A 24,217-nucleotide genomic window follows, 5' to 3' on the forward strand; every position below is an offset into this window, starting at 1 on the left:
AATTCCGACCCTCTCTCATCCGCGATTAAGCCGGATGCGGTATTCCCCTGAGTCACAATGTCGAGTAGAACAGGTTCTTATTCTGCTGGCAAGATGCGGTGTCGGTGACGGGCTGTGCGAGCGGCCGGTGAGGTCGGAAGGGTCGAGCATGAAATTCGGATTGCAACTCGGGTACTGGATGGCGCAGCCGCCGGAGAACGCGGGGGAGTTGGTGGTCGCCGCCGAGGACGCCGGGTTCGATGCGGTATTCGCCGCGGAGTCGTGGGGTTCCGACGCCTTCGGGCCGCTGACCTGGTGGGGATCGTCCACGGAGCGGGTGCGACTCGGCACCTCCGTGGTGCAGATGTCGGCTCGCACCCCCGCCGCGACCGCGATGCACGCGCTCACGCTCGATCATCTGAGCGGCGGCCGGGCGATTCTCGGGCTCGGTGTCTCCGGCCCGCAGGTGGTCGAGGGCTGGTACGGGCAGCCGTTCGCCAAGCCGTTGCAGCGCACCAGGGAGTACGTCGGGATCATCCGGCGCATTCTGGAGCGGCAGGCGCCGGTCACCAATGACGGGCCGCACTATCCGCTGCCCTACGCCGGGCCGGGCTCGACCGGACTCGGCAAGCCGCTCAAGCCGATCGTGCACCCGTTACGTGCGGATTTGCCGATCTGGCTCGGCGCGGAAGGCCCCAAGAATGTGGCGCTGACCGCCGAGATCGCGGACGGCTGGCTCGCCATCTACTACGCGCCGCGCCTGGCGAACATGTACAACGACTGGCTCGACGAGGGTTTCGCCAGGGCGGGAGCGCGCCGTTCGCGCGCGGACTTCGAGATCGCCGCGAGCTGTCAGGTCGTGATCACCGACGACGCGGCGAGCGAGATCGAGCGGATGCGCTGGATCATGGCGCTCTACATCGGCGGCATGGGCGCGCCGGAGCAGAATTTCCACGCGCAGGTCTACCGGCGGATGGGCTACGAGCGGGAGGTCGACGAGATCGGCAAGCTGTTCCAGGCGGGCAAGAAGGCCGAGGCGGCGGCCGCGGTGCCGGACGAGCTGATTCTGGACACCGCGATCATCGGCGACGAGGAGCATGTCCGTAAGCAACTCGGGGTCTGGTCGGCGGCCGGGGTCACCATGATGTTGGTGTCGGTCTCCGATGTCGCGCAATTACGTCGGCTCGCACCCCTTGTCGATATGTAGAACACGTTCTAGATTCAGTAAGATGACGACGCAGGAGTCAGTGAAAATTCTCGGTCTGTGGAACATCGCCGAAGCCGAACCCGATCGGATCGCCATGGTCGATCCGGCGGGCCGGGAGGTGACGTATCGCGAATTGGCCACCCTCGCCAACCGCTACGCCACCGGCCTGCGCGGCCTCGGCCTGGAAACCGGCGACGTGCTGGTGAGCATGGTGCACAACTGCGTCGAGGCGATCGCCGCCTACTTCGCGGCGTACCAGGCCGGCCTGTACATCGTCGCGGTGAACTGGCACCTCACCGGCCCTGAGGTCGCCTACATCCTGCAGGACAGCGAGGCCAAGGCGTTCCTGGCCAGCGACCGCTTCGCCGCCACCGCCACAGCAGCCGCCGATGAGGCGCAATTGCCTGCTACGGCGCGCTTCTCGGTGGGCGAGATCGACGGCTTCAAATCGGTGGCCTGGCTGGGTGCCGCGGACACCGGCCGACCGGCCGACCGCAGCACCGGGGCGCCGATGCTCTACACCTCCGGAACCACCGGACGCCCCAAGGGCGTTCGCCGCCCGCTCACCGGCGCCGACCCGGATGTCGTTCCGCCGCATACCAATGCGTTCTTCGGCCTGTTCGGGCTCGCGCCGTACGACGATCACGTGCACATCTGCGGGTCGCCGCTCTATCACACCGCGGTGCTGAACTTCGCGACCATCTCGATCCAGTTGGGGCACAAGCTCGTTCTGATGGATCGCTGGGACGCCGAGGAGATGCTGCGGCTGATCGACAAGTACCGGGTGACGCACAGCCACATGGTGCCCACCCAGTTCCATCGGCTGCTCGCGCTGCCCGAGGAGGTGCGCGCCAAATACGACGTGTCCTCGCTGCGCAGCATGGTGCACGGTGCCGCCCCCTGCCCGCAGGAGACCAAGCGGAAGATGCTGGAGTGGTGGGGCCCGACGGTCACCGAGTACTACGCGGCCACCGAGGGCGGCGGCACGGTGATCAACGGGACGGAGTGGCTGGAGAAGCCGGGTTCGGTCGGCAAGGCGTGGCCGTGGTCGGTGATCAAGGTGCTCAGCGAGGAGGACGGCTCCGAGGTGCCCACCGGTGAGCCGGGTCTGGTCTACATGCGGATGGGCGCCTCGAGTTTCGAGTACCACCACGACAAGGCCAAGACCGAGGATTCGCGCGTCGGCGACCTGTTCACCGTCGGCGACATCGGCCACCTCGACGAGGACGGTTACCTCTACCTGCACGACCGCCGCTCCGACCTGATCCTGTCCGGCGGGGTGAACATCTACCCGGCCGAGATCGAGAACGTCCTGATCACCCATCCGAAGGTCGCCGATGTCGCGGTATTCGGTATCCCGCACCCGGATTGGGGCGCCGAGGTCAAGGCCGTTGTCCAGCCCGCCGAGGGGGTCGAGGGCACCGACGAGCTCACCGCCGAGCTACTCACCTTCGCCGCAACCCAATTGGCGAAGTACAAGATGCCGAAGTCGGTCGACTACCTGCCCGAGTTGCCTCGCGACCCCAACGGAAAGTTGTACAAGCGCAAGTTGCGCGAGCGATACCTGCCCGCGTCGTAGGGGACCGGCCCACCGGCATCCCCGAAACGGGCAGAGTCATGTGGTTGTTACCCAAGATCGGGTAGCGACCACATGACTCTGCTCGATTCGTATCTGCTTGCCGCACACCCTTTCGCGCCGCCCGCCCCCTGATGCATCGCGCGTTCTTGCCTGTCAAACCTTCCGGGGGCGGGCAGGGCGTTCAGACCGCTTCGCGCAACTCCGGGGCCAGCCCGAACAGCGGGAACAGCTTCTCCGTGTCGAGGAAGAAGCTCATGCCCGCAACCTCGTTGCCGTCGAGCTCCAGCACGGTGATCGACCACGGCACCCACACGCCTGGCTCGCCGCTCGGCTTGTAGTGGCCGAAGGCGGGATTGCCGTTGGCGCCGTCCAGGCGGACCAGGCGCGAGTTGCGGCAGCCTGCGCCGTGGCCGAGCATGAACTCGGCGACGTTCGCGGGGCCGGAGACCCAGAACTCGATCGGCGGCATGGACAGCGCCACATCGGTTTTGAGCAGCGTGGTGAGGGTGTCCATGTCGTAGGCCTCGAACGCCTTGACGAAGTTGTCGACCAGCTTGCGCTGGTCTTCGTTGGACTCGTCGTAGTTGTCCGTGGTGGTCGGCTGGACCTTCGACATGGTGGCCCGGGCGCGTTGCAGCGCGCTGTTCACCGACGCGGGGGACATGGTGAGGGCCTCGGCGGTCTCGTTGGCGGAGAACCGCAGCACCTCACGCATGATCAGGATCGCGCGCTGGGTGGCAGGCAGGTGCTGGCAGGCCGCGACGAACGCCAGTCGCAGCGTGTCCTTGGCCGAGGCATGATCGGCCGGGTCGGCGCCGAACGCCAGGGCGTTCGGGATCGGCTCGATCCAGACGTAGTCCGGCTGCGGCGCGGGTAGTGGTGAATCCGGCCGGGACGGACCGGACAGGTCCATCGGCCTTGCTCGCCGCTGCGGGCCGTCGAGCATGTCGAGGCAGACGTTGGTGGCGATTCGATACAGCCAGGAGCGCAGGCTCGCGCGTCCCTCGAACGAGTCGTAGGACTTCCACGCGCGGGTGAAGGTTTCCTGGACCGCGTCCTCGGCTTCGAAAGACGAACCGAGCATGCGGTAGGCGTAGGCGCACAATTCCCGGCGGTGCTTCTCGAAGGATTCGAGCACGTCGGGAGCGAGGCCGGCGGAGTGGCCGGACGGGTCGTTCATGGGTGTCACCATGCCACAGCCCACCGACACATCCCAGACCCGAAAGCTTGCTACCAGCACCAGCAAAATCAACGTCCGCCGCGCCGGGTGCGGGTGGTCACAGCTGTGGGGGCGAGCGATGAGTTCAGCGGCCGGGTCTCGTCCTTATTTCTGCGCAACTAAACAGGCGGACTACGAAAAGGTGTCGTGACATGACCAGCCGGATGATTTTTCTCAACCTACCCGTCGCCGAGCTGAACCGGTCGAAGAACTTTTACGAGGCGCTCGGCTGGAAGATCAACCAGGAGTTCAGCGACGACAACGCGGCCTGTGTCGTGATCGACGACAATATCTGCCTCATGCTGCTGACCAGGCAGTTCTTCACCACCTTCAGCACGCGTCAGGTCGCGGACACCACCGAGAAGATCGGCGCCACTTACGGATTGGCGCTGACCAGCAGCGCGGAGGTGGACGCGCTCGCGGCCGCGGCGCTCAGCGCGGGCGGCACCGAGGAGATCAGCGAGGACAAGCGCGCGCAGGAGGAGCAGGTCGGCATGTACAGCCGCACCTTCCTCGATCCGGACGGACATCAGTGGGAGCCGTTCTGGATGGACTACCCGGGCAATTGAGCCCGACCTGAGCCGCCCCGGTACCCGAAGGTGCCGGGGCGGCGGCGTCTCAGCTGCCGGTGAAGGTCGGTTTGCGCTTCTCCGCGAAGGCTTTCGGGCCCTCCTTGGCATCGGTCGAGCGGAACACGGCCGTGCCGAGCTTCGCGTCGATGTGGAACGCCTCTTCCTCGGGCATGCCCTCGGTCTCCCGGATGGTCCGCAAAATGGCCTGCACGGCCAGCGGGCCGTTGGCGGCGATCTGCGCGGCGAGCTCGAGGGCCTTGTCCAGCGCGCTACCGTCGGGCACCACGTGCCCGATCAGCCCGATCTCCTTGGCCTCGGCGGCGGTGACGTGCCTGCCGGTCAGCAGGATGTCCGCGGCGACGGTGTACGGAATCTGGCGCACCAGGCGCACCGCGGAGCCGCCGAGCGGGAACAGACCCCAGCGTGCCTCGGAGACACCGAACTTCGCGCTCTCGCCGGCCACCCGGATATCGGTGCCCTGCAGGATCTCGGTGCCGCCCGCGATGGCCGGGCCCTCGACCGCGGCGATCAGCGGCTTGGTGAGCCTGCGGCCCTTGAGCAGCGCCTCGATCTTCGACAGGTCCCAGCCGCCGCCCGCGAACGAGTCGCCGGGGTGCTGCGCGGTCATCGCCTTGAGGTCCGCGCCCGCGCAGAACGCGCCGCCCGCGCCGGTCAGAATGGCCACCCTGATGTCCGGATCGCTGTCCACCTGGTCCCAGGCGTCGCGCATGATCGCCATCATCTCCGCCGAGAGCGCGTTGCGCGCCTCGGGGCGATTCATCGTGACGATGAGGACATGGTCGCGTTTCTCAACAAGGCAGTGCGGCATTGCGAATCTCCTGACTTTCAAGCCTTGCCAGGAACAGTAACACGTTCTATTTTTAGCCTGTGAGCTACAACATAGCGGACCTTGTCGAACACGCCATCGACCTGATGCCCGACCGCGTCGCGCTCGCTGACGACGGGCGCGAGGTGACCTACGCACAGCTGGAGGAGCGCGCCAACAAGTTGGCTCACTACCTGCTCGAACACGGTGTTCAGCCGGGGGACAAGGTCGGCATCTACTCGCGCAACACGATCGAGGCCGTCGAGGCGATGGTCGCGGTGTTCAAGGCGCGGGCGGTGATGATCAACGTGAACTTCCGATACGTCGAGAACGAGTTGCAATATATCTTCGAAAATTCGGACATGGTCGCGTTGATCCACGAGCGCCGCTACAGCGACCGGGTGGCCGGGGTCCGGCCGAATACCCCGCTGCTGAAGACGGTTCTCGTCGTCGACGACGATACGACCGGCACCATCGCGACCGCAGCGGATTCCGTCGAATACGAGACCGCGCTGGCCGCCTCGTCCGGTGCGCGGGACTTCGGTCCACGCTCGCCCGACGACATCTTCATGCTCTACACCGGCGGCACCACCGGACTGCCCAAGGGGGTGATGTGGCGGCACGAGGACTGGTGGCGGGTGCTCGGCGGCGGCATCAACTTCATCACCGGCGAACCCATCGAGGACGAATGGCAGCAGTCCAAGACCGGTGCGGCCAACAACCCGCAGCTGGTGCGGTTCCCGATCCCGCCGATGATCCACGGTGGCTCGCAGACCGCCACCTTCCACAGCCTGTTCGACGGCGGTAAAGCCGTGATGCTGCCCGAGTTCAGCGGGCACGGGGTGTGGCAGGCGATCGACCGCCACAAGATCAACCTCATCTTCATCACCGGCGACGCCATGGCGCGGCCGATGCTGGACGCGCTCATCGAGGGCAACCCGGAAACCGGTCAGCCCTACGATCTTTCGAGCCTCTACGTGATGGCGAGCAGTGCCGCGCTGTTCTCACCCGCGCTCAAGGACCAGTTCGTCGAGCTGCTGCCGAACCGGCTGATCTCGGACTCCATCGGCTCCTCCGAGACGGGTTTCGGCGGCCTGTCGATCGTCGCCAAGGGCGTCAACCACACCGGCGGACCTCGGGTGAAGATCGATGCCTCCACCCAGGTGCTCGACGAGGAAGGCAACCCGGTCGAGCCCGGCTCCGGCCAGGTCGGACTCCTCGCCCGCAGCGGGCACATCCCGCTCGGCTACTACAAGGACGAAGCCAAGAGCGCGGCAACCTTCAAGGTGTTCAACGGGGTTCGCTACGCCATCCCCGGCGACTTCGCCAGGGTCGAGGAAGACGGCACGGTCACCATGCTCGGCCGCGGCTCGGTCAGCATCAACAGCGGCGGCGAGAAGATCTACCCCGAAGAGGTCGAAGGCGCCCTCAAAACGCACCCGGAAATCTTCGACGCCCTCGTCGTCGGCGTAGAAGACCAGCGCTGGGGCCAGCGCGTGGTCGCGGTCGTGCAATGCCGCAGCGAAAACCGCCCGACCATCGAAGAACTACGCCCCTTCCTGACCAAAGAGATCGCCCCCTACAAACTCCCCCGCAGCCTCTGGTTCGTAGACGAAATCAAGCGTTCCCCCGCAGGCAAACCCGACTACCGCTGGGCCAAGTCCCAAACCGAGTCCCGCCCCGCCGACGAGCACGCCGAGGCAAGCAGCAAGTAAAACCGCGTACCCGAAGGGCCGCTGCGAATCACGCAGCGGCCCTTTGTCGGTCGGAGACTGGTTCGACTACCCCCCGCGATGGGCGCGGTAGCGTCCGTCTTCGCGTGGCTCTGGCGAGTCGTTCAACGGTGGGGGAGTTCGGCGAGGCGGTGGGCTAGGGCGGTGCGGAAGGCTGGGATGCGGGTGAGGGTGGATATGGCGAGGTTGCGGAGGGCGCGGGCGGGGCGGGGGTGGAGGGTGGCCATGCGGGTCATTCGGTCGGTGAAGGCTACGACGCCGAGGGCTATCGGGCGGCGGGTGGTTTCGTAGGTGTCGAGCAGGGTGTCGGGTTCGCCGGCGAGGACTCGGGTGAGGAGGGGGCCGAGGGTGGCGGCGTCTTGGATGCCGGTGTTCATGCCTTGGCCGCCTGCGGGGCTGTGCACGTGGGCGGCGTCGCCTGCGAGCAGGATTCGGCCCGCGCGGTAGTGGGCGGCGACGCGGTGGTGCACGCGGAAGCGCGAGCTCCACAGCACCTCGCGGACCTTGATGTCGCCGCCGGGGCCGCGGGTGTCGAGCACGGTTTGGATGTCGTCGCGGGTCGGGTGTTCGGGTGCGTCATCGAGGGTGGCGACTACCCGATAGCGGTTCTGTTCCGCAGCGTCGGGCAGCGGTGCGACGACTGTCACGCCCTCGGGCGAAAGGTGCAGCGCCACTTCGTTCCTGGCGATCGGCCAGTCCATCTGTACGTCGGCCAGGACGAAGGATGCCGGATAGGTGTCGCCGGCGAATTCGATGCCCGCCTGCTCGCGGACGACACTGTGCATGCCGTCGGCGCCGATGACGTAGTCGGCGCGCAGGGTGCCGGAAGCGCCGTCGCCATCGGTGTATTCGACAGTCACGCCATCGTTTTCGTTCACCAGACGGGTGACCTGGTACGGCCGCCGCACATCGCCGCCCGCCTTGCGCAGCCGGGCGAGCAGCACCGCCTCGGTGGTGTCCTGCGGCGTCATCAGGGTGTAGGGGTACGGCGTGGGGAGCCCGTCGAACCGGATGGTCGCCAGCGTGCGAGCGCCGTCGTGCACGGTGAATCGCGGCACCACAATGCCTTTCGCGATGAGCTCCTCGGCGATGCCGAGCTCGTTCAGCACCTCGAGGGTCCTGGCATGGACCACGGCGGCGCGAGAAGTGTTGGCACCCTCGGCAAGCCGATCGAGCAGGACGAAGTCGACGCCCGCGTCGGCCAAGGTGATCGCCGCGGTGAGCCCGGCGGGCCCCGCGCCGACGATCAGGACGGAGGTGGTGTCCGGCAGCGGGGTGGTGATCATGAGAACTCCTGAAGTCAACATCTGTGGGCCAACGCTTGTTGGCATAACCGTAAGCCGTCGAGTTTCGTAAGTCAACAGTTGTTGGCCTACACTTGTTGGCATGACGACCGGGCCTGATCAACCGCCAGCACGCCGCTCCGACGCGACCCGCGCGGCGATCCTCGACGCCGCCCGCGCCCGATTCGCCGCGGAGGGCTACGGCAAGGCGACCATCCGTGCCATCGCGGCGGACGCGGCCATCGACCCGTCCATGGTCATGCGCTACTTCGGCAGCAAGGACGGCCTGTTCGCCGCCGCCGTCGACATCGATCTGGCCCTACCCGACCTGGCCGCCGCCGACCCGGACGCGCTCGGCGAACTACTGGTGCGCCGCTTCCTTGCCCTCTGGGAAGAGCCGCCCGGCAACGAAGTGCTGCTGACTCTGTTGCGTTCGGCCGTCACCGACGACGCAGTCACCGAACGCTTCCGCGATGTCTTCGCCAAGCAGGTGCTGCCCGCCGTCCTGCGCTTCGGCGACCCCACCGACGCCCCCCGTCGCGGCGGCCTCGTGGTCACCCAACTCCTCGGCCTGGCCCTCTGCCGCTACGTGCTGCGCATCCCCCCGGTCGTCGCCTGCACCCGAGACGAACTGATCGCCGAAATCGCCCCCACCCTGCAGCGCTACCTCACGTCGGCGAAAAACCAATAGGCGGATAGCGAATCGACCCGTCGGTGCGTCCGACGGGTCGATTCGTTTGGGCGGGACTGGATTCGGGACTGCGCAGGGGCTACCCGGTCCGGATCCACTCGACCTTGGTTGCGGTGGTGCCGAAGGCGGCGGAGCTGGCTTCGAGGGCTGCGTTCTCCGCCGACGCGGCGAGGTTCGCGAGTTTGACATCGGCCGGTGCCTCCGCGGCCTTCACCGCGGCTTGTTCGGCCGCTGCCGCGGTGAGCCGGACGTTCTTGGGCGGGTTCGGGAGCTCATCGACGGTCGCGCGGGCGGCAGCGGCCGCGCGGGCGGCAATCGCGCTGGCCTTGACCGCGCCGGGCAACGAGGGCCGGAACTGGATTTCCTCGACGGCTACCGGCCGAACCTCCTGCGTGTACGTCACCGGCTCGTTGGCGGTGACGACAGCTACCGCTTGGAATGCGGAGGCGCCGCGAGCATTGGCGCTGGCGGTGCGTGCCTCGGCCTGGGCGATGAGTGCGGCCGTTCTACCCATCGGTTGGCCATTCGGAGCTACTTCGCCGAGGGCATGGCCACTGCCCACACAGCTCAGGAATACGGTCGCGGCCAAAACCGCGAGTGTCGATCGTGGTGCCGCCAAGGAGTCCTCCAGGACTTCGGTGCCGAAAGCGGAAAGGGTAAGCGGTGCCTTGTTCGCGGCGGAGACCTGCCACGAACGTCGACACCCCACCGGCATTCGGCGCACCAGCCGATCTGGATGGGTACAAAAATTCGGCCCGCCGATCGCGTCGGCGGGCCGAAGGGGTTCACGCCCGATCAGGAGGCGGCCAAGTGCGCCCCGAGGGCGCGCAGGTGATCGGTACCCCCGCCCAAGGCGAACTCATGGTGCTTGGCTGCGGTGAAGTAGTTGTGCACGATGTGGTCGCGGTCGATACCGACGCCGCCGTGCACGTGCACGACGGTGTGCGCCACCCGGTGGCCCGCGTCGGCCGCCCAGAACTTGGCGGTGTGCACGGCCTCGGCGCTCGGCAGGTCCTCGGAGAGCTGCCAGGCGGCCTGGGTGACGGCGAGGCGTAGCCCCTGGACGTCGATGTAGGCGTCGGCGAGGCGCTGCGCCACGGCTTGGAAACTGCCGACGGCCTTGCCGAATTGTTCCCGCTCGCGGGCGTATTCGGCGACCAGGTCGAGTGCGCGTTCCAGGGTGCCGAGTTGCAGGGCGCTGAGGCCGAGCCAGGCGCGGATGAGCATCCAGTCCAGGATCTGCGCGCCGTTCTCGACGGTGCCGATCAATTCGGCTGGTGTGTCGGCCAATTCGACCGAGTACTCGGGCGAGCGGTCGACCACCTGCTGTGCGGTGACCGTCGCCGCCGACGGATCGACCAGGAACACCGCGGGCGTACCGGACACGGTGGCGGGAACCAGGATTCGGTCGGCACGGTCGGCGAAGGGCACGGTGGTCTTGGCCCCGGTGAGCCGCCAGCCGCCGTCCGCCTCGACGGCGGTGGTCGTCGGCTTGGCCGGCTCCCAGTTGTGTTCCTCGGCGAGCGCGGCGGTCAGGATGACCCGGCCCGCGCCGGCCCGGGTCGCCAGATCTTGTTGCGCCGCATCGCCGAAACGTCCGAGCGCACCCGCGCCGACCACGATCGACCACAGATACGGCACCGCCGCGACGTGCTTGCCGAGCTCACGCAGGACGGCGGTCTGCTCGAGCACGCCGAAGTCGTTGCCGCCGACCGCCTCGGGCAGCGCCGCCGCGAGCACACCGGTCTCGGCCAGCGAGCCCCAGAGCGCCTCGTCGAATCGTTCGGCCGCGGTGTCGAGTTCGCGCAGCCGGTCGGCGGTGACGAGCTTGCCGCACACCTCGCCGGTCAACCGGGCCAGGTCGAGCTGGGCTTCGGTGGGGGTGAAATCCATGTCTGCTACCTGCTTTCTGGTGGTGCGAGCGACGGGCCCGGAGGAGGTAGCCTGCGTAACCACGCAGGGCCCCGGGAGCGCCACCCATCGAACACAGCTCAGCGCGCCGCGGCGGGCTGCTTGAGGGCGGTCATCGCGATGATGTCACGCTGCACCTCGTTGGTGCCGCCGCCGAAGGTGAGGATCAGCGCGGCCCGGTGCATCCGCTCCAGGCGACCGCGCAGCTCGGCGCCGGGGGAGTCCTGGCGCAGATAGGCCTGCGGGCCGAGGACTTCCATCAGCAACCGGTACGCCTCGGTGGCCAGTTCGGTGCCGTACACCTTGCAGGTGGAGGCGTCCCACGGCCGAGGCGCCGCGTCACCGCCCGCGTCGGCTCGGCTGGCGATCTCCCAGTTCAACAGCTTCAGATACTCGACCTTGGCGTGCACGCGCGCGAGGTTGAGCTGCACCCACTCCTGGTCGATGACGCGGGAACCGTTGGCCGCCTTGGTGTTGCGCGCCCACTCGACCGTCTGACGCACGGCGAGTCCGAGTGGTCCCGCCGAGGTGAGCGCGACGCGCTCGTGGTTGAGCTGGTTGGTGATCAGCGCCCAGCCGCCGTTTTCCTGGCCGACCAGGGCGCTCGCGGGCACCCGCACGTCCTGGTAGTAGGTCGCGCTGGTGTCCGGCCCCGCCATGGTGTGCACCGGGGTCCAGGAGAAGCCCTCCGCAGTGGTCGGCACGATGAGCATGCTGATGCCCTTGTGCTTCTTCACATTCGGATCGGTGCGCACGGCGAGCCAGACGTAGTCGGCGTACGCGATCAGACTTGTCCACATCTTCTGGCCGTTGATCACGTAGTCGTCGCCGTCGCGCACCGCGCTGGTGCGCAGGCTGGCCAGGTCGGTGCCCGCGCCGGGCTCGGAGTAGCCGATGGCGAAGTGCAGCTCGCCCGCGGCGATTTTGGGCAGGAAGAAGCGCTTCTGCTCCTCGCTGCCGTAGTGCATGATCGTCGGCGCGACCGAGTTGATGGTCAGGAACGGCACCGGCGCGCCGGCGATCGCCGCCTCGTCGGTGAAGATCAGCTGGTCCATCGTCGGCCGGTCCTGGCCGCCGAACTCCTTCGGCCAGGCCAGGGTGAGCCAGCCGTCGCGGCCCATCTCCCGCACGACCTCGCGGTAGACGTTGCCCTGGCCGTACTCGCCGGTCTGCGCGCTGAGCGCTGCCCGCCGCTCGGGGGTGATGAGTCGCGCGAAGTAGTCGCGCAGCTCCGCGCGTAACTCCTCCTGCTGCGGCGTGTACGCAATGCGCATGGCAAATACCTCAGGCCTTCGTCGATGTGGGTTGCACCGATCATTGCATATGCACTGAAACATGTTCCAGTATTGGGGGTGAATCGGACCGATGGCGCCACCTGCGGCGGCGTCGGCTTGTTAGGCTTCGGCAAGGATCGCGGTAAAGGAGTTCTCATGAAGGTCAGCGTCGATCTGGATCAGTGTGAAGCGAACGGAATCTGTGTCGGAATCGCCCCCGACGTGTTCGAACTCGATGACGAGGACCAGTTGCACATCCTGCAAGCCGACGTTGCGGCCGACCGGCTGGCCGACGTCGAGGACGCGGTGGCGCAGTGCCCGAAAGCGGCCTTGCGGCTCCAGTGAGACCGACCCTTGCCATAGAATGGAACACGTTCTAGGGTCGGGCTCGTGGTTGATGATGTGAGTCTTGCGGGCCGGGTCGCGATCGTTACCGGTGCGGGTGCCGGGTTGGGGCGGGCCGAGGCGCTCGCGCTGGCCGGGGCGGGTGCCTCGGTGGTGGTCAACGACCTGTCGGAATCGGATGCGGTGTCCGACACGCTCGCCGAGATCCGCGCACTCGGCGCCAAAGCCGAGTTCGTCGCGGGCAGCATCGCCGAACGTGCCACCGCCGACGCCTTGATCCGTACCGCGGAAGAGGCCTTCGGCAGCGTCGACATCGTGGTGAACAACGCGGGCATCACCAGGGACCGCATGCTGTTCAACATGACCGACGAGGACTTCGACGCCGTCGTCGCGGTCCATCTGCGCGGCCACTTCCTGTTGTCCCGCAATGCCGCGACGTACTGGCGTGGCAAGTCCAAGGCGGCGGGTGCGCCGGTCTACGGCCGGTTGATCAACACCTCCTCCGAGGCGGGGCTGCTCGGACCCGAGGGGCAGGCCAACTACGGCGCCGCCAAGGCGGGCATCACCGCGCTCACGCTCTCGGCCGCGCGGGCGCTGTCCCGATATGGCGTGCGCGCCAACGCGATCGCGCCCCGCGCGCGGACTGCGATGACCGAGGCCGTGTTCAGCGCGGCACCGGAAGGTGAGGTGGACCCGCTCTCGCCCGACCATGTGGCCAGGTTGGTCGCCTACCTCGCCTCGCCCGCCGCCGACGCGGTGAACGGTCAGCTGTTCGTGGTCTACGGCGCCATGGTGGCGCTCATGGCGGCCCCCGTCGTCGAGCAGCGGTTCGACGCGACCGGTGGCGCCTGGTCGGTCGGCGACCTGGCCGGCGCACTCGGCGGCTATTTCGCCGAACGCCCTGTGGGGCAGACTTTCTCGGCCTCTACCCTGCTGGATCTCGACTGAGTTCTGTGCGGTGGATCCGACACGGTGAAACAAGCGCAGCGGGGATCGGCTTCCGCAAGCCCCGCTGACAATAAACTGCTGATCAGCCGTCCAACTGTTGATCAGCGGTCGGGCAGTTGGTAGATATTGGGGGTCGAGACGTGGGCCACCGCACAAAGGTGGGATCAATCTCCTGACACTCGTTCCAAATTCATATGCCGATGCAAAGAAAAAGTGCAGTTCAAAAGTGGCAAACATCTACCGGCAGCGTAGTGAACGTGTTCTAATCGTGGAGGCGGTGCGGCCTCGGTGAAGAATCGTGCCGTGTGGGCGTACGCAGGTTCTGAGCAAGGAGGTTCATAGATGAACGAGGTCCTTGCTGTGCCATTGCGGGCAGTCGGCGGGTTCTTCGAACTGACGGCCGAAGTAGCGCGAGCCAGTGTGCGCAGGCCATTTCAATGGCGCGAGTTCATCGACCAGTCCTGGTTCATCGCCCGCGTCTCGATCGTGCCCACGCTGTTGGTCGCGATTCCATTCACCGTATTGGTGAGCTTCACCCTGAACATCTTGTTGCGCGAGATCGGCGCGGCCGATCTCAGCGGCGCAGGCGCGGCTTTCGGCGCGGTCACTCAGGTCGGGCCGATCGTCACCGTGCTGATCGTCGCGGGCGCGGGCGCCACCGCCATCTGTGCTGACCTGGGCGCCCGCACGATTCGCGAGGAAATCGACGCGATGCGGGTGCTCGGCATCAATCCGGTGCAACGACTGGTGGTGCCGAGGGTGCTCGCGTCGATGTTCGTCGCGCTGATGCTCAACAGTTTGGTGTGCACCATCGGTATCGTCGGCGGATTTCTGTTCTCGGTCTTTCTGCAGGATGTGAACCCGGGCGCGTTCGTCAACGGCATCACGCTGCTGACCCATTTGCCCGAATTGGTCATCTCGGAGGTGAAGGCCGGATTGTTCGGGCTGATCGCCGGGCTGGTGGCCTGTTATCTGGGTCTGAATGTCAAAGGTGGTCCCAAGAGTGTCGGTGATGCGGTGAATCAGACCGTCGTCTTCGCCTTTATGGCCTTGTTCGTAGTGAACGTGGTGGTCACCGCCGTTGGTATCAAGTTCACGGCGCGGTGACCGCATGGCCTTCGTGATCGAATCCCGCTTCCCGCGTACCGTGCGACGAGTGCGTCGGATGTCGGACTCGCTCGATTCAGTCGGTAAACAGGCTGTGTTCTTCGCACAGGCCCTGGGCGCTATTCCGCGTGCCTTGACGCACTATCGGACCGAAACCATTCGGCTCATCGCCGAAATCAGTATGGGCAGCGGCGCTTTGGCGGTGATCGGCGGCACCGTGGTGATCGTCGGCTTCCTTACGCTGTTCGCCGGCGGCACCATCGCCGTGCAGGGTTACAGCTCGCTCGGCAATATCGGCGTCGAGGCGCTCACCGGCTTCTTCGCGGCCTTCATCAATGTCCGCATCGCGGCGCCGGTGATCTCCGGCATCGGCCTGGCCGCCACCATCGGCGCAGGCTCGACCGCGCAGCTGGGCGCGATGCGGGTGGCCGAGGAGATCGACGCGCTGGAGTCGATGGCGATCCGGCCGGTGCCCTATCTGGTCGGCACCAGGGTGCTCGCCGGGATGATCGCGATCGTGCCGCTCTACGCGCTGGCGGTGATCGCGTCGTTCCTGGCCAGCCGGTTCGCGACGGTGGTCATCTACGGCCAGTCGGCCGGCGTGTACGACCACTACTTCTCCACCTTCCTGATCCCGAGCGACATTCTCTGGTCGTTCGCCCAGGCGATCTTCATGGCGCTGGCGGTCATGTTGATCCACACCTATTACGGCTTCAATGCCGCGGGCGGACCGGTCGGCGTCGGCGTCGCGGTCGGCAATGCGGTGCGGGCCTCGCTGGTCGCGGTGGTCACGGTGACCCTGCTGATCTCGCTGGCCATCTACGGCACCTCCGGCAACTTTCATCTCTCCGGGTAAAGCGATATGGCGGATTCGAAGCAATTGCGCGCTGCAGCGGGTTACAAGGTGGCCGGTGCCGCGATGGTGCTCGTGCTCGTCGCGATCGTGGCCGTCGCACTGGTGATGTTCGTAGGGGGGTTCACCCCGACGGCCACCGTCACGGTCGACGCGCCGCGCAGCGGCCTGGTGCTCGATCCCGACGCCAAGGTGAAGGTGCGCGGGGTGGAGATCGGCCGGGTGGTCGCGATCGATCAGACCTCCGACGGCGCCAGCCTGAAGCTCGCGCTCAATCCTGATCAGCTGAAGCTTGTTCCGGCCAACGCGGGCGTGGATATCCGCTCCACCACCGTGTTCGGCGCGAAGTACGTGAACTTCACTGTGCCCGAACAGCCTTCGTCGGCCTCGCTGCAGCCTGGCGCGCGGGTGGCGGTCCAGCATGTGACCGTCGAGTTCAACACGCTGTTCCAGCATCTTTCCGACGTGCTGGCCAAGGTGGAGCCGGAGAAGCTGAACGCGACCCTGTCCGCGCTCGGCACGGCGCTGCAGGGCCGCGGCGAGAAGCTGGGCGACCTGCTCGCCCGCAGCGACGCCTACCTACGCGACATCAACCCGTATCTGCCTACGCTGCAGGAGGATCTGGTGCGCACCGGCGCGGTGACCGACCTGTACGCCGACACCGTCCCCGACCTGCTGCGCACCGTCGACAACGCCACCGGCACCAGCCAGACGCTGGTCGACGAGCAGCAGAGCCTGGACACCATGCTCGCCAACCTGACCGGCCTCGCCGACACCACCGGCTCGGTATTGCGGGAGAACGAAGGCGATTTCAGCACTGCGCTGGATCTGCTGCGCCCCACCACGAGCCTGCTTTTCGAGTACGCCCCCGCGCTCGGCTGCATCATCAACGGCCTCGGCCCGATGATGCCGCTGGCCGAGGACGTGTTCGGCGGCAAGCTGCCGGGCATCGGGATGAATACCAACTTCATGTTCGGCGCCCAGCCGTACAAGTACCCGGACGACCTGCCGAAGGTGAACGCGACCGGCGGCCCGCAGTGTGCGGGCGTGCTGGATCGGGTGCCGGGCAGTCACGCCGACTACGTCGTCACCGACACGAACGAGGGAGCTCCGTACGTGCCGAACACGGGTTTCACGAAGCCCAACGAGGCGCCGAAGGTGTTCCAGCTGCTGTTCGCCGGGCTGCCGGGGGTGGGCAAGCTGTGAAGAACACCGCGACGACCGTCAAGCTGGTCATCTTCACGCTGGTGATGGCACTCGTCTTCGCCGGACTGGTGGTGGTGTTCAGCCAGATGCGCTTCGCCAGAGAGTACGGCTACCACGCCGTGTTCACCAGTTCGTCGGGCATGCTGCCCGGCTCGAAGGTCCGCATCGCCGGGGTGCCGGTCGGTTCGGTCTCCTCGGTGAAGGTGGGCAAGGACCACCTCGCGCACGTCGAGTTCGATGTCGACCGCAAGTACCGGCTGCTCACCAGCACCCGCGCCACCATCAGATACGAAAACCTGGTCGGTGACCGATATCTGGAGCTGCTGGAGGGCCCCGGCTCGACCGAGGTGCTGCGCGACGGCGGCACCATCGGCACGGACAAGACGGCGCCCGCGCTGGATCTGGACATGCTGCTCGGCGGGTTCCGGCCGCTGCTGCGCGGTCTGGATCCGGCGCAGGTGAACGACCTGACCAGCGCGCTGCTGCAGATCTTCCAGGGCCAGGGCGGCACGCTGGTCTCGCTGCTCAACAGCGGCGGCTCGTTCGCCAAGACGCTGGCCGACCGCGACGAGCTGATCGGCAACGTGATCAACAACCTGAACACGGTGCTGCAGACCATCGATCAGCGTGGCGATCAGTTCGCCACCACGCTCGACGAATTGCAGCGCCTCATCAGCGGTTTGGCCGCCGAGCGCGACCCGATCGGCGACGCGCTGCCGCGGATCGCCGGGGCGACCCGCGACCTGACCGGGCTGCTCCAACAGGCGCGGCCGGACCTGCGCTCCACCATCGAGCACACCGGGCGGCTGGCCACCAACCTCGACGAGGGCTCGGACACGCTGCAGTGGGTGTTCGACAAGCTGCCCGAGACCTACAAGAAGCTGATCCGCATCGGCGCCTACGGTTCGTTCCTGCAGCTCTACATCTGCGGGACCAACCTGGTCGTCGACGGTCCCGACGGACAGCCGATGCAAGTGAACCTGCCGGGTAAGCAGACGACCGGAAGGTGCACGCCCTGATGAACGAGCGATCACGTGTCGTCACCATCGGCATCGTCGGCCTGGTCGTCGCGGCGTGTGTTGCCTTGTCCGCCTTGCAGTTCGACCGGCTGCCGTTCATCCGCGGCGGGGCGAGCTACACCGCGTACTTCGCCGACGCGGGCGGGCTGGTGCCCGGCGACCCGGTCCAGGTGGCAGGCGTGCGAACAGGCCGGGTGGACGACGTGCAGTTGGCCGGGGCGAAGGTGCTGGTCCGGTTCACCCTCGACGAGTCGATCGTGCTCGGCCAGAAGTCTTCCGCCGCGATCAAGACCAATACCGTGCTCGGCCGTAAGTCGCTGGAGGTGACCCCGGTCGGGTCGGGCGCGCTGCGGCGCGACGACACGATCCCGCTGGACCGCACCACGTCGCCGTACTCGCTCAACGACGCGCTCGGCGATCTCGGCCGCACGGTGCAGGACCTGGATCTGGCGCAGGTGGACAAGACGCTGGACACCCTCTCGGCGACCTTCGCCGACACCCCGGCCCCACTGCGGGCGGCGCTGGACGGCGTTACCGCGTTGTCGCGCAGCATCAATGCTCGCGATCAGGCGCTGACCGAGCTGCTGGGCAGGGCACAGAACGTCACCAAGATCCTGGCCGACCGGAGCAACCAGATCAACGCGTTGCTGTTGGACGGCAACGACCTGCTCGGCGAGCTGGATCGGCGCCGCGCCGCGATCGGTCAGCTGATCGTCTACGTGAACGAGGTGTCCAAGCAGCTGTCCGGCCTGGTCTCCGACAATGAGCCGCTGCTGAAACCCGCACTGGACAAGCTGAATTCGGTGCTCGGCCTGTTGCAGCGCAACCGGCAGAACCTGAACGACGCGCTCGACGGCCTCGGCCCGTACGCCGCGGCGCTCGGTGAGCAGGTCGGCAACGGCCCGTGGTTCAACGCCTACGTCGTCAACGCCTCCAGCACGGAACTGCAGCCGCTCGTCGACGCGCTGGTGTGGCCGGAGCACCTGCCCGAAGACCTCCGCAACATCTTCACCAACCCGGCACCGCCGTCGATCGGGCCCGCCCTCCAGGAGCCACCGCGATGAACATGCTGGACAGAGCCCGCAACCTACCGCGATGGGCGCTGATCGCCGCGGGCGTACTGGTCGCCGCGCTCGTGCTGGCCGGTGCCTACACCGGCGTCACCCGGATCGGAAAGACCACGATCACCGCGTATTTCCCGTCGACCTCCGGGCTGTACGAGGGCGACGAGGTCCGGGTGCTCGGCGTCAATGTCGGCCGCATCGACTCGATCGAGCCGGGCAAGGACCAGGTCACGGTGCGGATGACGATTGATCGCGGGGTCGACATCCCGGTCGACGCGCGCGCGGTGATCATCTCGCCGTCGCTGGTCTCGGCGCGGTTCATCCAGGTGGCGCCCGCCTACGTCGGCGGCCCGAAAATGGGTGACGGCGCGCGGATTCCGCTCGAGCACACGGCCGTGCCGGTGGAATGGGACGACATCAAGGCCGAACTGTCCAAGCTGGCAACGACTCTCGGGCCGGTCGGCGACGACACGCAGGGTTCCTTCGGCCGCTTCGTCAATACCGCCGCCGACAACATGGACGGCAACGGCCAGAAACTGCGCGATACGCTGCGGGAACTGTCCGCCACGTTGAACACGCTGTCGGACGGGCGCACCGATCTGTTCGGCACCATCCGCAATCTGCAGAAGTTCGTCGACGTGCTGTCGGCGAGCAACGAGCAGATCGTGCAGTTCGGCGGCAGGCTCGCCTCGGTGTCGTCGGTGCTGGCCGGCACCTCTGCGGAACTCGGTGCGGGACTGGATAATCTGGATACCGCGCTCGGTGACGTCAAACGTTTCCTCGAGGGCAGCGGCGCCGAGCTCACCGAAGGCGTGCAGCGACTGGCCGACGTCACCCAGCAGCTGGTGGACAAGCGGCCCGAACTGGAGCGGGTGCTGCACTCCGGGCCGACGGCGCTGGTGAACTTCTACCAGATCTACAAACCCGCCCAGGGAACCTTGGCCGGTGCGGTGGCGCTCAACAACACCGCCGATCCGCTCAGCTTCCTGTGTGGTTCGGTGCGGGCGTTGGAGGCCAACGATTCCGATCGCTCCGCCGATCTGTGCGCGCAGTATCTGGCGCCGGTGATCAGCTCGCTCGCCATGAACTACGCGCCGATCATGCTCAATCCGGCCACCGGTGTGCACGCGTTCCCGGATCAGCTGAAGTACAGCCCGCCGAGTCTGGCCGGGCAGGTGGCGCCGCCGGGGCCGCCGCCGGTCACCGTGCCGGACGGCATTGCCGGACTTGCTATCCCAGGAGGAGGGCGATGAAGCGGCCTCGCGTATTCGCGGCGCGCTCGCGCTGCGCGCAGCCTCGGGAGACCGCTGTGCGACCGCGGCGGATGGCGACGGTGGTGGTGGGCCTCGCACTGGCGCTCGGCGTATCCGGCTGCGAGTGGGACGGTTTGAACTCGCTGCCGATGCCGGGCACCGAGGGCACCATGGACGGCGCGTACCAGGTGCGCATCCAGATGCCGAATGTGACCACGCTGACCAGGAATTCGCCGGTCCGGGTCGACGACGTGACCGTCGGGACGGTGTCGAACATCGAGGTGGAGGGCTGGCACGCGCTGGTCACCGTCACCCTGAATCCGAGCGTGCGGTTGCCCGCCAACGCCGTCGCCAAGATCGGGCAGACCAGTCTGCTCGGCAGCAACCACGTCGAACTCGCCGCGCCGAACGACACCGCGCCGCAAGGGCAATTGAAGGGTGGCGACGTCATCCCGCTGGAGCGGGCCGGCGCCTTCCCGACGACGGAGCAGGTGCTGTCGTCGCTGTCGGTGGTGCTCAACGGCGGTGGCATCTCGCAGCTGGAAACCATTACCCGCGAACTGAATTCGGCGCTGAGCGGGCGAGAGAACGACATCCGCGACCTGCTGCCGCAGCTCAACGAGCTCACCACGAACCTGGACAAGCAGCGCAACGACATCATCGCGGCGATGAGCGGCCTCGACCGGCTCGGCGGCCAACTGGCCCAGCAGCGTGCCGTGGTCGCCGCCGCGATCGAGCGGATCCACCCCGCGCTCACCGTGCTCGCCGACCGGACGGCGAACATCACCGCCACGATCAGCGCCCTCGGCGACCTGAGCGACGTCACCGACCGGCTCATCGCCAGCAGCGGCGACAACCTGAAGGCCAACCTGCGCAGCCTCGCGCCGGTGCTGGAGACGCTGGCCGACACCGGGGTGAACCTCGTCGAGGCGATGAAGATCATTCCGACCTTCCCGTTCCCGATGAAGAACCTCGACAAAGCGATCATGGGCGACTATTTGAACCTGTTCATCACGGTCGACCTGACCGGCAAGCGGTTGGACAGCAACTGGCTGACCGGCACACCGCTCGGCGGTCGGTTCGGCGGCGTGGAGGGCGTGATCGGCAGTTTCGCCCCCGATACCGCGACACAGAGCGGCAACCCGGCCACCGGGCCGCTGCAGCCCGCCCCCGATGCCGGTGCGCAGCCGACGCCGACCATTCCCGGCCTGCCGCCGATCCCCGGTCTGCCCGCCATCCCCGGGCTGACCGTGCCGTTGCCAGGAGCCACTGCGCCACAAGGGGGTCCGGGCCGATGACGCTCACCCGATTCGTCCGCGTCCAGCTGTCGATCTTCGCCGTGCTGACGGTGATCGGCCTGGTGGTGATGGGCGGGGTGTATGTGAAGGTGCCCGCGATGCTCGGCATCGGCCGCTACGACGTCACGGTGCAACTCGAGGCCACCGGCGGGCTCTACCCGACCGCCAACGTCGCCTACCGCGGCACGAATATCGGTGTGGTGCAGGATGTCCGGCTCACCTCCGGTGGCGTCGAGGCGCAGCTGTCGATCGACAGCGACTACAAGATCCCCGCCGATGTCACCGCGTGGGTGCGCAGCGTCTCCGCGGTGGGCGAGCAGTACGTCGACCTGATCCCGGCCGAGCGCCCCGCCGGCGGCAACCTGGCCGACGGTGCGGTGATCCCGGTGGGGCGCACCAAACTTCCGCAGGACGTCGGCTCGCTGCTCGATCAGTCCGACCGGCTGCTGTCCAGCGTCGCCGACACCCGGCTGCGCCAGGTGATCGACGAGGCGTTCCAAGCCTTCAACGGTGCCGGACCTGATCTGCAACGATTCATCGACTCGGCCTCGCTGCTGGTGCAGGAGGCGCAGAACAGCGCGGAACCGACGAAGAAGCTGATCGACCAGATCGGGCCGCTACTGGACACGCAGATCGAGTCCGACGCGGCGATCCGCTCGTGGACCAGCGACCTGGCCACGGTGACCGATCAACTGCGCGAACACGATCCGTCGCTGCGCAACGTGCTGCGCGACGGGCCCGCCGCGATGCAGCGGGTCACCGCGCAGTTCGAATCGCTGCGACCGACGCTGCCGCTGCTGCTGACCAATCTGGTCAGCGTGGGCCAGGTCGGTGTTACGTATCACGCTGGGCTGGAACAACTCCTGGTGGTCTTCCCGCCGTTGATCGCGGCGCTGAAGACGATCATCCGTGGTCCGGCGGAATACGGTGCGATGGTCGACTTCATGGTGGTGGTCAACGACCCGCCCGCCTGCACCACCGGCTTCCTGCCGCCCAACGAGCGGCGCTCACCCAGCGAGCTCGACTCGATCCCCTCGCCGCCCGGTCTGTACTGCAAAGTGCCGCAGGATTCACCGATCGCCGTGCGCGGCATTCGCAACACGCCGTGCGCGGAGTTCCCCGGCGTGCGAGCGCCGACCCCCGAGCTCTGCCGGACCGGCTTCGTCCCCCAGGGCAACAACCCTCCGTTCGGCCCGCCGCAACCGGTACCGTCGGCGTCCGCGCCGGTCGACCCGAGTACGGCACCGGTGGCACCCGCCGCGTACGGCACCGGAACGCCGGCTGCCGCGAGATCCTATGACCCGTCCACCGGCCAGTACATCGGCCCGGACGGCCGCACCTACCGACAGGGCGATATCGGACCGGGCGGTTCGGGCACGGTACCGTCGAGCTGGCAGGCGATGCTCGAGGAGCAGCAACGATGACTGAGAACAACGGAGATCGGCACCGTACGCGGCGACGCGCGGTGCGCTCGGTGGGTCCCCCCGCCGAGGAAATCGCGAGCACCGGCGTGACGTCGGTTCCGGTCGAGCATGCCGGTACAGCGGCGACGACCGCCGTGCCGCTGGGCAAGCAGGCGCCCGGTGATGCGGACAGTGCCGTGCCGTCGAGCGCCGGAAGTCCGGCCGCCGCAGCAGATTCCAAGACGGATGCGGCAACAGGCACCGCTCCGGTCGAGGCAGACGCCGCTGTGGCCGACGCTCGGACCGATGCGGACACTCCTGCCGCTGACACGGAGACCGCTGCCGCTGACACGGACACCGCGGTGATCGATGCTGACACTGCCGCCGATGCCGATGCTCCGGCGGGCAGTCAGCTTGTCGATCTCGACAAGGCACCCGCCGATGTCCAGAACGACGAGAAGCCGAAGAAACCTCCCCGCCGCCTGACCACCCTGGCCGCAGCCGCCGCCCTGGTACTCGCACTGCTTATCGCGGCCGCCCTGTCCACGGTGGTGCAGGCCCACTCGCTCGACACCCGCGACGCACGCCGCGCCGAGTACGTGCAGACCGCTCGGCAGGCCATCCTGAACCTCACCACCATCCGCGCCGACTCGGCGAAGGAGGACATCGACCGGATCCTCGCGGTGGCCTCCGGTCAGTTCAAGAACGAGTTCGATGGCCGGGTGGACCCGTTCATGAACATCGTGCAGCAGGCCAAGGTCGTCTCCAACGGCGAGATCGTGGAGGCGGCGATCGAGAGCGACGAGGAGGACTCCGCGAAGATTCTGGTCGCGGCCAAACAGACGTTGACCAACGCGGGGCAGGAGGGGCCGCAGACGCGGTTCTACCGCTTCCGGGTCACCGTGAGCGACGGCGACTCCGGTCTGACCGTATCCAAAGTGGAGTTCGTGGCATGACAACGCGGAGCAAGATTTTCCTGGCGGCAGCGAGCATCGTCGCGGTCGCGGCACTGATCGTGCTCGGCGTCAACGGATTACGGATCTGGAACGACCAGCAGGCCGAGCAGGCGCGCAAGGACGCGGTGGCCGCCGCCGACCGGACGGTCACCGCCATGTTCACCTACGACTATCAGACGGTGGACCGGGAACTGCCCAAGGCGGCCGACAACCTCTCGCCGAAGTTCCGCGAGGACTATTTGAAGCTGATCACGCAGGCCATCGCCCCGGGCGCCAAGGACAAGCAGCTCTCGGTGAAGGCGACTACTCAGGCGGCGGGCGTGGTCTCGGCCGACAAGTCACACGTCGAGGTCCTGCTGTTCCTGAATCAGGTGACCACCAGCAAGGATTCGCCGCAGGGCACCACCAGCGGCAGCCGGGTCCGGGCTACCGTGAACAAGGACGGCGACCGCTGGCTGGTCGACCAAGTCACCCCCGTCTGAGCGAAACCG

The 24,217-nt window shown here is 67.2% G+C and carries 23 protein-coding genes; 17 read left to right on the forward strand and 6 right to left on the reverse strand.

The genetic code is table 11. The features are described 5' to 3' along the window. Positions 1-148: 148 nt before the first annotated feature. Positions 149-1,186 carry an LLM class F420-dependent oxidoreductase gene (locus ACIHA7_RS28265; protein WP_397293975.1) on the forward strand — a complete coding sequence of 346 codons (1,038 nt, stop codon included), beginning with the start codon at positions 149-151 and terminating at the stop codon, positions 1,184-1,186. A gap of 22 nt (positions 1,187-1,208) precedes the next feature. Next, complete coding sequence (locus ACIHA7_RS28270; RefSeq protein WP_397293976.1) at positions 1,209-2,765, forward strand: acyl-CoA synthetase; 1,557 nt, start codon at positions 1,209-1,211, stop codon at positions 2,763-2,765. Positions 2,766-2,946: 181 nt separating this feature from the next. Here the strand turns inward: ACIHA7_RS28270 and ACIHA7_RS28275 are convergent, their stop codons facing one another. Further along, positions 2,947-3,945 carry a sigma-70 family RNA polymerase sigma factor gene (locus tag ACIHA7_RS28275; RefSeq protein ID WP_397293977.1) on the reverse strand — a complete coding sequence of 333 codons (999 nt, stop codon included), beginning with the start codon at positions 3,943-3,945 and terminating at the stop codon, positions 2,947-2,949. A gap of 191 nt (positions 3,946-4,136) precedes the next feature. On the opposite strand from ACIHA7_RS28275, the gene ACIHA7_RS28280 reads away from it, so the two are divergent. Further along, positions 4,137-4,553 carry a VOC family protein gene (locus tag ACIHA7_RS28280; protein ID WP_397293978.1) on the forward strand — a complete coding sequence of 139 codons (417 nt, stop codon included), beginning with the start codon at positions 4,137-4,139 and terminating at the stop codon, positions 4,551-4,553. Between the two features lie 49 nt (positions 4,554-4,602). On the opposite strand, the gene ACIHA7_RS28285 is transcribed toward ACIHA7_RS28280, so the two are convergent. Then, positions 4,603-5,385, reverse strand: a complete 783-nt coding sequence (locus tag ACIHA7_RS28285; protein WP_397293979.1) for a crotonase/enoyl-CoA hydratase family protein — start codon at positions 5,383-5,385, stop codon at positions 4,603-4,605. Between the two features lie 59 nt (positions 5,386-5,444). Here ACIHA7_RS28285 and ACIHA7_RS28290 point away from each other — a divergent pair, with 59 nt between their 5' ends. Then, positions 5,445-7,097, forward strand: a complete 1,653-nt coding sequence (locus ACIHA7_RS28290; RefSeq protein WP_397293980.1) for an acyl-CoA synthetase — start codon at positions 5,445-5,447, stop codon at positions 7,095-7,097. Between the two features lie 122 nt (positions 7,098-7,219). Here the strand turns inward: ACIHA7_RS28290 and ACIHA7_RS28295 are convergent, their stop codons facing one another. Beyond that, positions 7,220-8,401: an FAD-dependent monooxygenase gene (locus tag ACIHA7_RS28295; RefSeq protein WP_397293981.1), complete on the reverse strand. Its 1,182-nt coding sequence runs from the start codon at positions 8,399-8,401 to the stop codon at positions 7,220-7,222. 100 nt (positions 8,402-8,501) lie between these two features. Here ACIHA7_RS28295 and ACIHA7_RS28300 point away from each other — a divergent pair, with 100 nt between their 5' ends. After that, positions 8,502-9,089, forward strand: a complete 588-nt coding sequence (locus ACIHA7_RS28300; protein WP_397293982.1) for a TetR family transcriptional regulator — start codon at positions 8,502-8,504, stop codon at positions 9,087-9,089. Positions 9,090-9,168: 79 nt separating this feature from the next. Here ACIHA7_RS28300 and ACIHA7_RS28305 read toward each other — a convergent pair whose 3' ends face one another. The 3 genes from ACIHA7_RS28305 to ACIHA7_RS28315 all read right to left on the reverse strand — a co-directional run bounded on the left by ACIHA7_RS28305 (position 9,169) and on the right by ACIHA7_RS28315 (position 12,274). Then, entirely contained in the window at positions 9,169-9,603 is a 435-nt protein-coding gene (locus ACIHA7_RS28305; RefSeq protein WP_397293983.1) for a hypothetical protein, read from the reverse strand. A gap of 281 nt (positions 9,604-9,884) precedes the next feature. Next, on the reverse strand, positions 9,885-10,982 hold the full coding sequence (locus ACIHA7_RS28310; protein WP_397293984.1) for an acyl-CoA dehydrogenase family protein: 1,098 nt from the start codon (positions 10,980-10,982) through the stop codon (positions 9,885-9,887). A 98-nt stretch (positions 10,983-11,080) separates the two neighbouring features. Then, positions 11,081-12,274, reverse strand: coding sequence for an acyl-CoA dehydrogenase family protein (locus ACIHA7_RS28315; RefSeq protein ID WP_397293985.1), 1,194 nt, complete (start codon positions 12,272-12,274; stop codon positions 11,081-11,083). A gap of 156 nt (positions 12,275-12,430) precedes the next feature. Between ACIHA7_RS28315 and ACIHA7_RS28320 the strand changes: the two genes are divergently transcribed. From ACIHA7_RS28320 to ACIHA7_RS28375, 12 genes are all read left to right on the forward strand, one after another. Next, entirely contained in the window at positions 12,431-12,619 is a 189-nt protein-coding gene (locus ACIHA7_RS28320) for a ferredoxin (RefSeq protein WP_397293986.1), read from the forward strand. A 45-nt stretch (positions 12,620-12,664) separates the two neighbouring features. Then, on the forward strand, positions 12,665-13,567 hold the full coding sequence (locus ACIHA7_RS28325) for a 3-oxoacyl-ACP reductase (RefSeq protein ID WP_397293987.1): 903 nt from the start codon (positions 12,665-12,667) through the stop codon (positions 13,565-13,567). A 342-nt stretch (positions 13,568-13,909) separates the two neighbouring features. Continuing rightward, positions 13,910-14,674 (forward strand): ABC transporter permease, encoded by a 765-nt coding sequence (locus tag ACIHA7_RS28330; protein WP_107653933.1) that lies wholly within the window; start codon positions 13,910-13,912, stop codon positions 14,672-14,674. Positions 14,675-14,678: 4 nt separating this feature from the next. Next, positions 14,679-15,530 (forward strand): MlaE family ABC transporter permease, encoded by an 852-nt coding sequence (locus tag ACIHA7_RS28335; protein ID WP_397293988.1) that lies wholly within the window; start codon positions 14,679-14,681, stop codon positions 15,528-15,530. Positions 15,531-15,536: 6 nt separating this feature from the next. Next, the gene (locus ACIHA7_RS28340; protein WP_397293989.1) at positions 15,537-16,733 is read left to right on the forward strand and encodes an MCE family protein; all 1,197 of its coding nucleotides are present in this window, start codon (positions 15,537-15,539) and stop codon (positions 16,731-16,733) included. Next, on the forward strand, positions 16,730-17,752 hold the full coding sequence (locus tag ACIHA7_RS28345; RefSeq protein WP_397293990.1) for an MCE family protein: 1,023 nt from the start codon (positions 16,730-16,732) through the stop codon (positions 17,750-17,752). Before ACIHA7_RS28340 ends, ACIHA7_RS28345 begins: the two co-directional genes overlap by 4 nt. Further along, positions 17,752-18,816, forward strand: a complete 1,065-nt coding sequence (locus ACIHA7_RS28350) for an MCE family protein (protein WP_397293991.1) — start codon at positions 17,752-17,754, stop codon at positions 18,814-18,816. The genes ACIHA7_RS28345 and ACIHA7_RS28350 overlap by 1 nt, the downstream gene beginning before the upstream one ends. Then, on the forward strand, positions 18,813-20,069 hold the full coding sequence (locus ACIHA7_RS28355) for an MCE family protein (RefSeq protein ID WP_397293992.1): 1,257 nt from the start codon (positions 18,813-18,815) through the stop codon (positions 20,067-20,069). The genes ACIHA7_RS28350 and ACIHA7_RS28355 overlap by 4 nt, the downstream gene beginning before the upstream one ends. A 71-nt stretch (positions 20,070-20,140) precedes the next feature. Next, the gene (locus ACIHA7_RS28360) at positions 20,141-21,367 is read left to right on the forward strand and encodes an MCE family protein (RefSeq protein WP_397294539.1); all 1,227 of its coding nucleotides are present in this window, start codon (positions 20,141-20,143) and stop codon (positions 21,365-21,367) included. After that, complete coding sequence (locus ACIHA7_RS28365) at positions 21,364-22,791, forward strand: MCE family protein (RefSeq protein ID WP_397293993.1); 1,428 nt, start codon at positions 21,364-21,366, stop codon at positions 22,789-22,791. Before ACIHA7_RS28360 ends, ACIHA7_RS28365 begins: the two co-directional genes overlap by 4 nt. Further along, a complete protein-coding gene (locus ACIHA7_RS28370; RefSeq protein WP_397293994.1) occupies positions 22,788-23,726 on the forward strand; it encodes a hypothetical protein in 939 nt (312 codons plus the stop codon). The genes ACIHA7_RS28365 and ACIHA7_RS28370 overlap by 4 nt, the downstream gene beginning before the upstream one ends. Continuing rightward, positions 23,723-24,208 (forward strand): h domain protein, encoded by a 486-nt coding sequence (locus ACIHA7_RS28375; RefSeq protein ID WP_397293995.1) that lies wholly within the window; start codon positions 23,723-23,725, stop codon positions 24,206-24,208. The genes ACIHA7_RS28370 and ACIHA7_RS28375 overlap by 4 nt, the downstream gene beginning before the upstream one ends. Positions 24,209-24,217 lie beyond the last annotated feature (9 nt).

Origin of the sequence: Nocardia sp. NPDC052316 (assembly GCF_044547795.1) — a bacterium.
Lineage (GTDB): Bacteria > Actinomycetota > Actinomycetes > Mycobacteriales > Mycobacteriaceae > Nocardia.